This is a genomic window from Streptococcus zalophi (assembly GCF_016481285.1).
In the GTDB taxonomy this organism is placed as follows: domain Bacteria; phylum Bacillota; class Bacilli; order Lactobacillales; family Streptococcaceae; genus Streptococcus; species Streptococcus zalophi.
Window position 1 is genome coordinate 1 of sequence record NZ_JAENBP010000002.1, and the last position, 12,846, is coordinate 12,846.

Here is a 12,846-nt window from a genome sequence, read left to right on the forward strand (position 1 = left end):
ATTATACCATTTACATTGATACAGAAGGGAATGCCTTAACACCTGATGAGAATGGTAATATTCCAAATTATGAACTAGTTGAAACGAAAGTAGATGCTAAAGGTAATACAATCCATATCTACAAAAAAATTCCAGCTTCACCGAAAGTTAATGAAAGTGTTAAGGAGAACGTTCATTATAAGAAAATGTTACCAAACACAGGTGAATCAGATAAAGTATTCTTACCTCAAGCGTTATTATCAATACTGTTAGGTATGATATTGTTGATAACTTCTAAAAGAAATAAAAAAGAAGAATAATATTTCATCATCTTAATTGTAAAAGGTAATTAGAATTAGTCATTGTACCAGAAAACACCCTGAGAGTTAAGGAAAGTCATCCTTATTCTTAGGGTGTTTTTGTCATTATTACAGATGTTATTTTTTGAAACTTAGAAGGATATTTTTGGATATAAACATTTGATTTAACTGATAACAAATTATTTGCCTAAACAGAAATTACTAAAGAGCTGTGTTATCAGTTCATCTGGTGCCGCATCGCCAGTAATTTCACCAAGAATTTCCCAAGTTTTTGTCAAGTCAATTTGAAGTAAATCAACAGGCATTTGTAGTTCAAGTCCTTCGTTAACAGATTTTAAACTCTCAATAGCCTTTTCAATAAGGGATATATGGCGAGAATTGGAGAGATAAGTTGCATCTTTTTCAACAATGCCAGCATTATCAAAGAAAATAGCATTGATTTTTTCTTCGATTTTATCAATATTGGTATGTTCTAAAACAGATATTTTAATACAATCTTCTGGCAGTTTGTCTTCCTCAATTACTTGAGGCAAATCAGTTTTGTTAAGTAGAATAATACGATTACTGTTTTGACTGATTGCAAGCAATTCCTCATCTTGCTTGGTGAGTTTTTCTGAACTATTTAAGACTAGAAGTACCAAATCAGCTTCTTCAAGAGCTTTCTTAGAACGCTCAACACCAATTTTTTCAACGACATCATCAGTTTCACGAATACCAGCAGTGTCAATGAGTTTAAGTGGTACGCCATTAATATTGATATATTCTTCGATAACATCTCGCGTGGTTCCTTCTATATCAGTGACAATCGCTTTATCTTCTTTGAGGAGCGTATTAAGAAGACTTGATTTGCCAACGTTTGGTCGACCGATAATTGCCGTTGATAATCCTTCTCTCAAAATTTTACCCCGCTTTGCTGTTTTCAGTAGATTACTCAACAAACGTTCAAACGCTTGTGTTTTTTCCTTAATAAGTGCTGTAGTCATCTCTTCAACATCATCATATTCTGGGTAGTCGATATTAACTTCTACTTGAGCGAGTGTGTTTAGGATTTCTCGTCTGGTATTGTTGATTAAAGTAGACAAAGACCCGTCTAATTGATTAACGGCTATAGACATGGCCTTATCCGTTTTAGCGCGAATAAGATCCATTACAGCTTCCGCCTGAGTTAAGTCAACCCGGCCATTTAAAAAGGCACGTTTAGTAAATTCACCGGGTTCTGCCATACGAGCACCCTGACGTAAAACCAGTTGTAAAATTTCATTGGTGACAGCAATACCACCGTGAGTGTTGATTTCAATCACGTCTTCTCTGGTAAAGGTTTTTGGTGCTTTCATGACACCAACCATCACCTCATCAAGAATCTCATTGTTATCAGGGTCAATAATATGACCATAATTTAAGGTGTGAGAGTTGACCATACTCAAATCTTTGCCCTTAAAAATACGACTAGCAATCGAGATGGCATCTGTTCCTGAAAGGCGTACGATACCAATAGCCCCCTCTCCTAGAGGGGTTGAAATAGCGGCAATGGTATCAAATTCTTTTGTAATCATAAAAACCTCAATCTTTTCATTCGTTTTAAGAAAACTTATTGGACAAAAGTCCTTAGTTAACATTATATCACGTTAAGGAAAAAACTTAAAAAAAGAGATTGTTATTCTAACAACTCACATAAAAAAGAAAAACCCACTCTTTTGGAGTGATAAAACCCTTTATGCGAAAAACGTATGAAATATGGTATAATATTATTTGATAAAACTATCTAGGAGTTATAATGGAAAATTTAAAACAATTAGTTGGTATTAAAGCTGCTGAATTTGTAACAGATGGAATGATTGTTGGTCTTGGGACAGGTTCAACGGCAGCTTTTTTTGTGGAAGCACTTGGTCGTCGAGTAAAAGAAGAAGGTCTTGATATTGTTGCGGTGACAACATCCCACCGGACTGCAGATCAAGCCAAAGCACTTGGTATTCCTTTAAAATCAATTGATGATGTGACTCATGTTGATGTCACTGTTGATGGTGCAGATGAAGTTGATGATGACTTAAATGGTATTAAAGGTGGTGGCGCTGCACTTTTAATGGAAAAAATTGTTGCTAGTTACACCAAGCATTATATTTGGATTGTTGATGAATCCAAATTATCAGAAAAACTAGGATCATTTAAAGTACCTGTTGAGGTTATTCCTTACGGGATTAAACAACTCTTTCGTCAATTTGAAAAAGCTGGTTTCAAACCAACCTATCGCTATGACGAAAATGGCGAACTATTAGTGACTGATATGAAACATCATATTATTGACTTACATATTGATGTCATTCATGAGCCTGAAAAATTAGGAAAATTATTGGATGAAACCGTAGGTGTTGTTGAGCATGGTCTCTTTAACGATATGGTTGATACTGTTATTGTGGGATCATCAAAAGGTGTTTCCATCATTGAAAAAAAGAAATAAGGAGAAACAAATGGCAAAATATGATCGCATACATTTAATCGTTTTAGACTCAGTAGGTATTGGTTCAGCGCCTGATGCTGACCAATTTTTCAACGTTGATACGCCAGATACCACGTCTGATACTATAGGACATATTTCTGAGCAAGTTGGGTTAGATGTTCCAAATATGCAAAAAATTGGTCTTGGAAATATTCCAAGAGAAACACCACTTAAAACTGTTCCAAAAGAAGATAGTCCAAGTGGTTATGTGACTAAGTTAGAAGAAGTGTCTCTTGGGAAAGATACTTTAACTGGTCATTGGGAAATCATGGGACTTAAAATCACAGAACCTTTCGATGTTTTTCCAGATGGTTTTCCAGAAGAAATACTTGAAAAAATTGAAGAATTTTCTGGTCGCAAGATTATCAGAGAAGCTAACAAACCTTATTCTGGAACACAAGTGATTGCTGATTTTGGTGAGCGTCAAATGAAAACAGGTGAGCTAATTGTCTACACATCTGCTGACCCAGTTCTTCAAATTGCAGCCCACGAAGACATTATTCCGATTGATGAATTGTATAGAATTTGTGAATTTGCTCGTTCTATCACTTTAGAGCGTCCATCACTTTTGGGTCGTATCATTGCAAGACCTTACGTTGGTGAGCCTGGTAACTTCACAAGAACAGCAAATCGTCATGATTATGCCACATCACCGTTTTCAGACACGGTTTTAAACCATCTATACGAAGCTGGTGTGCCTACCTACGCTATTGGCAAAATCAATGATATCTTTAATGGCTCAGGAATTTCTAATGATATGGGACACAACCAATCAGATTCACACGGTGTTGACACGCTTATCAAAACACTTAACCTTGAAGAGTTTAAAACTGGTTTATCATTTACCAACCTCGTTGATTTTGATGCCCAGTATGGTCATCGTCGTAATCCAGAAGGTTACCGTGATTGTTTAGAGTTATTTGATGGTCGCTTGCCTGAAATTATCGACAACATGAAAGAAAATGACTTGTTGATGATTAGTGCCGACCACGGTAATGATCCAACCTTTGTTGGAACAGATCATACACGTGAATATATTCCACTTTTGATGTTTAGTAAGAGCTTTAAAGGTGGTGGTGTCATTCCTGTTGGACATTTTGCTGATATTTCTGCGACTATTGCTGAAAACTTTGGCGTTTCAAAAGGAATGATAGGCGAAAGCTTTTTAAGTGAGTTAAACTAGTGAGTGACAAGAAACGTTCTCGTTAACAATAACAAAGGAGAAGAAATGTTATTAGATAAAATTAAAGAAACAACAGCCTTTTTAGAAGAAAAAGGCATGACAAAACCAGAATTTGGTTTAATTTTAGGCTCAGGTCTTGGTGATTTAGCAGATGACATCGATGAGGCGATTGTCGTTGATTATTCTGAAATCCCTAACTGGGGAGAATCAACTGTGGTTGGTCATGCTGGAAAGCTGGTATACGGTAAACTATCTGGGCGTTATGTTTTAGCCTTACAAGGACGTTTCCATTTTTATGAGGGAAATCCACTTGAAACAGTGACTTTTCCTGTCAGAATTATGAAGGCTCTTGGTTGTCAAGGTGTTATTGTGACCAATGCTGCAGGAGGTATTGGTTATGGTCCAGGAACATTAATGACTATCACAGATCATATTAACATGACCGGTGAAAATCCTTTGATTGGTCCTAATTTAGAAGAATTTGGACCACGTTTTCCAGATATGTCAGATGCTTATACTAAGGCTTATCGCGAGGTTGCTCACAAAGTTGCCAAAAATCTTGGTATGACGCTTGAAAATGGTGTTTATCTTGGTGTAGCAGGTCCAACTTACGAGACTCCGGCTGAAATTAGAGCTTACAAACTGATGGGTGCTCATGCCGTTGGTATGTCCACTGTACCTGAAGTTATTGTTGCTACGCACTCAGGATTAAAAGTTTTAGGTATTTCTGCCATCACTAATTATGCAGCAGGTTTCCAATCAGAACTAAATCATGATGAAGTGGTAGAAGTTACTACAAGAATTAAAGATCAGTTTAAAAATCTGATCAAATCAATACTAGTTGAATTATAAGGAGAAAACATGTCAATTCATATTTCAGCAAAACCAGGCGAAATCGCCGATAAAATTCTCTTACCGGGTGATCCTTTACGTGCTAAATTTATTGCCGAAAACTTTTTGGAAAATCCAGTTCTTTTTAACGAAGTAAGAGGAATGTTAGGTTATACAGGAACCTACAAAGGACATCGTGTCAGTGTGATGGGAACAGGAATGGGGATGCCTTCTATTTCTATATATGCCCATGAATTAATTACTGAATATGGTGTCAAACGATTGATTCGTGTGGGTACAGCAGGCTCAACATCTAAAGATGTTCATGTTCGCGAACTGGTTTTAGCACAGGCAGCAGCGACAACATCAGCCATCATTAGAAATGATTGGCCAGAGTTTGATTTTCCACAAATTGCTAGCTTTAAATTGTTAGACAAGGCTTATCATATTGCTAAAGAACTTGGCATGACTACTCACGTTGGCAGTGTTTTATCAGCTGATTTATTCTATTCTGATTTTTTTGATAAAATCATTAAACTTGGAAGCATGGGTATCAAAGCAGTTGAAATGGAAGCGGCTGCTCTTTATTATCTTGCTGCTAAACATCAAGTGGAAGCTCTTGGTATTATGACGATTTCTGATAATCTGACAAATCCAGAAGAAGACACAACAGCACAAGAGCGTCAAACAACCTTTACTGATATGATGACTGTGGGACTTGAAACCTTGATAAGTGAATAATATGAATAAATCTGAAAAAGGCCTCTATTTCTTATTAGACGTTTATGATTATCAAAATGCCTTTAAGATGGCAAGTCTTATTGATGGCATTGATACAGACTGTCTTTATATTTTAGAAATGCTTAAAGAACGTAGAGAATTAAATATTGATTTTCTCTACAGGCATCATGATAAAAATCAATCTATTAAACAAAACTATGGTCTTAATTTAGTGAGTCATTCAAAGACTGAAGAGACAATTCTTAATTATATTTTAGATTTAGAAGCTAAAATCAAAAATGGTCGTATCATTGATTTTGTCAGAAGTGTTAGCCCTATTCTTTACCGTTTGTTTATTAGAGTTTTGCTGAAAGAAGTTCCTGATTTATTTGATTATGTTGAAAATTCGAGGTCGGATCGTTATGATACTTGGCGGTTTGAAAAGATGAAAACGTCAAATAATCAAACCATTCAATCGTTCATCTCTAGACGGAGAGATTCCCGTGTTACATCAAGAAGTTTAGTTGACATGATTTTAGTGTCTAATGCGCCTGATGAAATCAAAGAAACGGTAAAACTGCTAAGACAGTTTGAAAAATCGGTTAGAAATCCCTTATCGCACTTGATAAGAGCTTTTGATGAAAAAGAATTACACCAAACTACGGGATTTTCTTCGAAACTCTTTCTTGAAAAAATTATTGATTTAGCAGAATTCACTGGTTTAGAATACAACAGAAAAGAATTTTATTTTGATCAGATGAATCATTTTATTAAAAAGAAGTGGTTAACATAAAAAAGCAGTGGACTCACTGCTTTTTTGTTTATTCAAATTTGACTTCTTCAATGAGGTAATCGATGAACCGTTCTCCCATTTTTGACAGCAATGCTTTTTGATGGGTAATATAGACAACGTTTATCTCATCTTCAACATCCAAAGGAATGGAGATAATGTTATCCCCGTTTAGGTTGCTATTTAAAACACCGGTAGCAATAGTATAGCCATCAAGGCCAATTAAGAGATTAAAGAGAGTGGCACGATCACTAACGACAATAGATTTTTTATGTGTTAGTTGTGACATAATCTCTTCAGAAAAGTAAAAGGAATTGTGGAGACCTTGATCATAGCTAAAATACGGAGAATCTTCTAAATCTTTCAAACTTAACATTGTTTTTTTAGCCAGAGGATGAGATTTACTGATAAAGACATGAGGCTGTGTTTTAAAGAGGCTTGTCGCAGTCAAATGATTATCTTCAAACAGTTTAGTCAAGACATCCTGATTGTACTTGTTTAAAAACAAGACACCTATCTCACTACGAAAATTTTTAACATCATCAATAATCTCCCAGGTTCTCGTTTCCCTTAGAAATAATTCGTAACGCGTCATGTCCGTTTTCTTTAATAACGACACAAAAGCGTTGACAACAAAAGCATAATGCTGGGAAGACACACTAAAAAGCTCTCGGTTATTATTAGGTGATTTGTAGCGTTCTTCAAGTAGGGAAGTCTGTTCGACAACCTGTCTAGCATAAGAGAGAAATTCGACGCCATCTTTTGTAAGGCGAATACCTTTTGAATGTCTAAAAAAGATGGTAATGCCCATTTCTTTTTCTAAATCTCTAACGGCATTTGACAAACTAGGTTGGGTGATGTAGAGCTGTTTTGCAGCTTCATTCATACTACCTGTTTCAACAATTTTTATAATGTAGTGTAGTTGTTGTATTCTCATAACTCTATTTTATCACAAAATAAAAAAGATAAGCGAATATTACACTTTTGTAAAAATTTAACATATGAAATAAAATTGCAAAAAAGCTGAAATTATGATACAATGGTGGAGAAAATTCCGTGTTATTGAGGTGAAAAAAATGTCTTATAGTTCTAGAAGAACTAAACAAAAATCTTCAAATTCTTTTGATTTTTTCAGAGGTATAAATATTGCATTATTAGTCATTTATTCTTTATTAAGTGGCTTATTTCTTTTTAACATCTTTAAATATAATTTTTTAAACGTCAGATATATTAATGTTTTAATAGCTGTGAGCCTAATTTTATTTTTTTTAATTAGTCTCTTTTTAATTGTTAAAAAAAAGGCAAAAATCTTTACCCTTATATTGCTAATATTCTTGAGTGTTGGGGCTGGTAGTGGTCTTTATTTTACGAAATCTACCATTGATGTTTCTAATAAATTAAATGAAACAGCAAGCTACTCTGAAATTGAGATGAGTGTGGTTGTTCCTAAAGATAGTGAAATTACGGATATTAGTCAATTAGATAATGTTTTGGCACCACTGAATAGTGATAGAAGTAATATTGAAGCTTTAATAGATAATATTAAAACTGAGAAAAATCAAACACTTACTGTTGAGACAATCGAATCCTATGAAGCTGCCTATGAATCTCTTATAGCTGGGGAAGAGCCAGCAATGGTTATGAGTAATGCTTATAGTAGTTTGTTAGAGATTAAACACCCTAATTTTTCTGACAACCTTAAAACTATCTTTACCTACAAGGTTGTAAAACAAATTGAGAAACCTGATCTTCATGTAACAAACACTGATTCTTTTAATATCTATATCAGTGGTATTGATACTTATGGTTCCATTTCTTCAGTGTCACGTTCTGATGTTAATATCATTTTGACAGTAAATCGTAAAACAAATAAGGTTTTACTAACAACAACACCTAGAGATGCCTACGTTCAAATTCCTGATGGTGGTAACAATCAATATGATAAATTAACTCATGCGGGTATTTACGGTGTCGAAGCATCAATTCATACGCTGGAAAATCTTTACGATATCAAGATTGACTATTATGCTAAAATAAATTTCACATCGTTCTTGAAGTTAATTGATCTTCTTGGAGGAATTGAAGTAGAAAACGATCAAGCATTTACCAGTACTGTTGGTGGTTATGATTTTCCAGTTGGAAAAATTCAAATGACTTCAGAAACAGCATTTGCATTTGTTAGGGAACGTTATTCGCTAGAAAACGGTGATAAAGATCGTGGTAGAAACCAAACAAAAGTCATTGCTGCTATTATTGATAAATTAACCTCTATCAATGCTATCACAAACTATACTAATATCATTAATGGTATCGGTGATTCGATTCAAACCGATATGCCACTCGAAACCATGATGGGATTGGCCAATGATCAGCTCAGTACAGGTGGAAGGTATTCTGTTTTATCTCAGTCAGTTGACGGGACAGGATCCACTGGAGAATTACCTTCTTATGCGATGCCTTCAGCAAGTTTATACATGCTATCACTTGATGAAAATAGTTTAGAAAATGCCAAATTGGCAATCAAAGAGACGATGGAGGGTAACTAAATGATTGATGTTCACTCACATATCATCTTTGATGTTGATGATGGTCCACCCACTTTGGAAGATAGTATATCCTTATTGAAAATGGCTTATGCTCAAGGCGTTAGAAAAGTTGTGTCAACATCTCACAGACGAAAAGGAATGTTTGAAACACCTGAGGAAAAAATTTCGAAAAATTTTCAAATCGTTAAGGAAAAAATGAAGGAGATTCATCCTGATCTTGAGCTTTATTATGGTGGCGAATTATATTATTCTGCTGATGTTCAAAAAGGATTAGAAAACAAAACCATGCCCACTATGAATAATTCAAGGTTTGCACTAATAGAATTTAGTTCTGGCACACCTTGGAAGGATATTCACTCAGCACTCTCTAATGTTCTTATGTTGGGTATTACACCACTAGTAGCACATATAGAACGTTATAACGCTCTTGAATTTGATGAAAAAAGAGTATTAGAAATCATTAATATGGGTTGCTATACTCAAATCAATAGTTCTAATGTTTTAAAACCAAAACTATTTGCTGACAAGTACAAAATCTACAAAAAAAGGGCGAAATTTTTCTTAGAAAAAGACTTGGTCCACTGTGTTGCTAGTGATATGCATAATACAGACGTTAGACCTCCCTATATGAAGCAGGCATATGCTCATATTAAAAAGGAGTTTGGCAAAGAAAAAGCAGAAGAACTTTTTAACAAAAATCCAGGTACATTATTAGAAAACCATTATATTTAGGAGGAAAAATGGAAAAGAAAGATAACGGTCAGATTGAAATTGATATATTATTTTTATTAAGGAAAATTTGGAATAAGAAATTTTTAATTTTATTAGTTTCTTCTTTATTAGCAACGATTATGCTTGTTATTAATATCTTTTTAATCAAACCAACTTATACATCAACAACTCGTATCTATGTTGTTAATCAAAATTCAGATGCCAGTATTACAACGCAAGATTTGCAAGCTGGAGATTATCTGGTAAAAGATTATCGTGAGATTATTGTATCTAATAGTGTCCTTTCAGATGTTGTTGAAAAAGAAGGATTAAACTACTCTGAGGGAACTCTCTCCAAAAAAATTGCCATTAATATTCCAACTAATACTCGTATTATTTCTATTTCAGCCAGTGATGAAAATCCTCAAGAAGCTAGCGATTTAGCTAATGCTGTTCGAGAGGTTGCGGCTCAAAAGATTAAAGAAATAACCAAAGTAGAAGATGTGACTGTTTTAGAAACCGCTAAACCATCTTCAAGCCCATCTTCCCCACAAATTAGACGGAATACCCTTTTAGCATTTTTAATAGGTGCTTTCATTACCACTCTAATTGTATTGGTTATTGAACTATTAGATGATCGTGTGAAACGACCAGAAGATATTGAGGAAGTTCTTGGTATGACACTACTTGGTGTTATTCCTTCAGTTGACAAATTGAAATAGGAGTTAAAAATGGCACAGTTAGAATTAGTTAGACAAAAAGCATTGTTAGTTAAGAAAACCGAAGAATACTATAATTCTATTCGAACGAATATTCAATTTAGTGGAACAGATATTAAAACTATTGTTATCACATCAGTTCAACCCAATGAAGGAAAAAGTACTACTTCAGTTAATCTAGCCATATCTATGGCTAGATCAGGATACAAAACTCTTTTAATCGATGCCGATACAAGAAACTCTGTTATGTCAGGAACCTTCAAAGCAAACGCAAAGGTACAAGGATTGACAAGTTTTTTATCTGGACGTTGCGAACTCTCAGAGATTATTTCTGATACTAATGTTGAAAACTTGATGGTTGTTCCAGCTGGTCAAGTACCACCAAATCCAACAAGTTTATTACAAAATAAAAATTTTTCACAATTAGTAGAATTGTCTCGTTCAGTTTATGACTATGTTATTATTGACTCTCCACCTATTGGGTTGGTTATTGATGCGGCTATCATTGCTCAGAAATGTGATGCTAGTATTATTGTTACAGAGGCAGGATCTGTTAAGAAACGTTTTGTGCAAAAAGCGAAAGAACAGATGGAGCAAAGTGGTGCACAATTTCTTGGTATTATCTTAAATAAAGTTGATTCAACGTTAGAACAATATGGTGCTTATGGTGCTTATGGTGAATATGGAAATCAATCTAAAAAAACAGGAAAGAAATCTTTGCTTAGAAGAAGCTAGAAATATGAGGGTGATATCATGAAACGTTCAACAAAAAAAATTATTTTAATTGTTGTAGATTTTTTGATGATATTCTGTTCATTGTTGACAGTACTTCATTTTTTAGAAGTGATAGCAGACATTACGCAAGGTTATTTTCTGTTTTCCTTAATTATTTTATCCAGTACCTATTTTCTTATGGGTTTTTATCTGAAAATCTATTCAATACTGACTAGATATACAGATTATAGAGCTATAGCCAATATTAGTATTGCTTTAATAGTGGCACATACTCTACTTTTAATTTTATCATTTTTATTTTTCAAACAATTTAGTCTTCGATTTATCTTTTTATCTTTCATTTTTTCTTTGATTTCAATTATCATACCTAGACTTGTCTGGAGGATAATTCATACCAAAAAAGTTCGTATTGGAAACAAATATCAAAAACCACTCAGAACGTTAGTAGTTGGAGCAGGGTCTGGTGGTAGTTTATTTATTAGTACAGTTCTACAAAAATCTTCAGATATTGAAATTGTCGGAATTGTTGATGGAGATCCTAATAAACTAAATACCTATGTACATGGTAAAAAAGTTTTGGGAAACCGTTCTGATATACCAAGATTAGTAAGAGAATTGGAGATAGAACAAGTCACCATTGCTATTCCTAGTTTGTCCGGAACAGAAAGGGAAAAAATTGTCGATATCTGTAATGAATTAGGTATTATTGTAAATAGTATGCCAAGTGTTGAAGAAATTATTCTTGGAAATGTTTCTGTTAGCACACTTAAAGAAATTGATGTGTCCGATTTATTAGGTCGAAAGGAAGTTTTTTTAGATCAAACTCAATTGGGTAACTACTTTTCTGATAAAACAATTTTGGTAACTGGAGCAGGTGGTTCCATAGGTTCTGAAATTTGTCGACAAGTTTCACAATTTCATCCTAAACGTCTCTTATTATTGGGTCATGGAGAAAACTCTATTTACCAAATTAATCGTGAAATCTCCGGTAAGTATTCAAAGTACACTGAGATAAAACCTTTGATTGCAGATATTCAAGATAGGCAATTAATGTTTCAATTAATGCAAGAGTATAAACCAGATATTGTTTATCATGCTGCTGCTCATAAGCATGTTCCTATGATGGAGTATAATCCAAAAGAAGCTGTTAAAAACAACATCTTTGGTACAAAAAATGTTGCTGAGGCTGCTAAAGCAGCACGCGTTGAAAAATTTGTTATGATTTCTACTGATAAAGCTGTCAATCCTCCAAATGTTATGGGAGCTACGAAACGAATTGCAGAAATGATTGTCACTGGTCTAAATGATAATCAAGGTACACAATTTGCTGCCGTTCGTTTTGGAAATGTTCTTGGTAGTCGTGGAAGCGTTGTACCTTTGTTTAAAGAACAAATTAAAAATGGTGGTCCAGTCACTGTTACTGATTTTCGTATGACGCGTTATTTTATGACTATTCCTGAAGCTAGCCGTCTTGTTATTCAAGCTGGTTATCTAGCTAAAGGTGGTGAAATTTTTGTATTAGATATGGGAGAGCCTGTTCAAATACTAGAATTAGCTAAAAAAGTAATTAAGCTAAGTGGTTACAACGAAGGCGAAATTGAAATTGTTGAATCAGGCATACGTCCTGGTGAAAAACTCTATGAAGAGTTACTATCTGAAGAAGAGCGTGTTACCGAGCAAATCTATGAAAAAATATTTGTCGGAAAAGTGACAAATAAAGATATCCATGAGGTGACAGAATTTATTGATGGCTTATTACTAAAAAATGAAAAAAATCTTAAGGAAAGTTTAATTGAATTTGCAAAACAGGAGTAAAAA

13 protein-coding genes are annotated in these 12,846 nt (G+C 34.2%); 11 read left to right on the plus strand and 2 right to left on the minus strand.

Translation table 11 applies throughout. The annotated features are described in order from the left end of the window. On the plus strand, positions 1–299 hold a 299-nt coding region (locus JHK64_RS01555; RefSeq protein WP_199567247.1), incomplete at its 5' end, for an LPXTG cell wall anchor domain-containing protein. Between the two features lie 179 nt (positions 300–478). Here the strand turns inward: JHK64_RS01555 and mnmE are convergent. After that, positions 479–1,852 (minus strand): tRNA uridine-5-carboxymethylaminomethyl(34) synthesis GTPase MnmE, encoded by a 1,374-nt coding sequence (mnmE, locus tag JHK64_RS01560; RefSeq protein WP_199567248.1) that lies wholly within the window; start codon positions 1,850–1,852, stop codon positions 479–481. A 221-nt stretch (positions 1,853–2,073) separates the two neighbouring features. Between mnmE and rpiA the strand changes: the two genes are divergently transcribed. From rpiA to JHK64_RS01585, 5 genes are read left to right on the plus strand one after another with little or no spacing between them, the layout of a single operon-like run. After that, positions 2,074–2,754, plus strand: coding sequence for a ribose-5-phosphate isomerase RpiA (rpiA, locus tag JHK64_RS01565; protein ID WP_199567249.1), 681 nt, complete (start codon positions 2,074–2,076; stop codon positions 2,752–2,754). 10 nt (positions 2,755–2,764) lie between these two features. Continuing rightward, the gene (locus JHK64_RS01570) at positions 2,765–3,976 is read left to right on the plus strand and encodes a phosphopentomutase (RefSeq protein ID WP_199567250.1); all 1,212 of its coding nucleotides are present in this window, start codon (positions 2,765–2,767) and stop codon (positions 3,974–3,976) included. Positions 3,977–4,021: 45 nt separating this feature from the next. Continuing rightward, on the plus strand, positions 4,022–4,828 hold the full coding sequence (locus tag JHK64_RS01575; RefSeq protein ID WP_199567251.1) for a purine-nucleoside phosphorylase: 807 nt from the start codon (positions 4,022–4,024) through the stop codon (positions 4,826–4,828). Between the two features lie 9 nt (positions 4,829–4,837). Further along, positions 4,838–5,548, plus strand: a complete 711-nt coding sequence (deoD, locus tag JHK64_RS01580; protein ID WP_199567252.1) for a purine-nucleoside phosphorylase — start codon at positions 4,838–4,840, stop codon at positions 5,546–5,548. A 1-nt stretch (position 5,549) separates the two neighbouring features. Then, entirely contained in the window at positions 5,550–6,320 is a 771-nt protein-coding gene (locus JHK64_RS01585) for a LytR family transcriptional regulator (protein WP_199567253.1), read from the plus strand. Between the two features lie 28 nt (positions 6,321–6,348). On the opposite strand, the gene JHK64_RS01590 is transcribed toward JHK64_RS01585, so the two are convergent. Continuing rightward, on the minus strand, positions 6,349–7,254 hold the full coding sequence (locus JHK64_RS01590) for a LysR family transcriptional regulator (RefSeq protein ID WP_199567254.1): 906 nt from the start codon (positions 7,252–7,254) through the stop codon (positions 6,349–6,351). 139 nt (positions 7,255–7,393) lie between these two features. On the opposite strand from JHK64_RS01590, the gene cpsA reads away from it, so the two are divergent. Genes cpsA through JHK64_RS01615 form a run of 5 tightly spaced genes read left to right on the plus strand, consistent with a single transcriptional unit; the run spans position 7,394 to position 12,843 of the window. Further along, complete coding sequence (gene cpsA / locus JHK64_RS01595; RefSeq protein WP_199567255.1) at positions 7,394–8,863, plus strand: LCP family glycopolymer transferase CpsA; 1,470 nt, start codon at positions 7,394–7,396, stop codon at positions 8,861–8,863. Further along, positions 8,864–9,595, plus strand: coding sequence for a capsular polysaccharide biosynthesis protein Cps4B (cps4B, locus tag JHK64_RS01600; RefSeq protein ID WP_199567256.1), 732 nt, complete (start codon positions 8,864–8,866; stop codon positions 9,593–9,595). It abuts the gene before it with no gap. An 8-nt stretch (positions 9,596–9,603) separates the two neighbouring features. Continuing rightward, positions 9,604–10,296 (plus strand): Wzz/FepE/Etk N-terminal domain-containing protein, encoded by a 693-nt coding sequence (locus tag JHK64_RS01605; RefSeq protein WP_199567257.1) that lies wholly within the window; start codon positions 9,604–9,606, stop codon positions 10,294–10,296. A gap of 9 nt (positions 10,297–10,305) precedes the next feature. Then, complete coding sequence (locus JHK64_RS01610) at positions 10,306–11,028, plus strand: tyrosine-protein kinase (RefSeq protein ID WP_199567258.1); 723 nt, start codon at positions 10,306–10,308, stop codon at positions 11,026–11,028. Between the two features lie 18 nt (positions 11,029–11,046). Further along, the gene (locus JHK64_RS01615) at positions 11,047–12,843 is read left to right on the plus strand and encodes a polysaccharide biosynthesis protein (RefSeq protein ID WP_199567259.1); all 1,797 of its coding nucleotides are present in this window, start codon (positions 11,047–11,049) and stop codon (positions 12,841–12,843) included. Positions 12,844–12,846 lie beyond the last annotated feature (3 nt).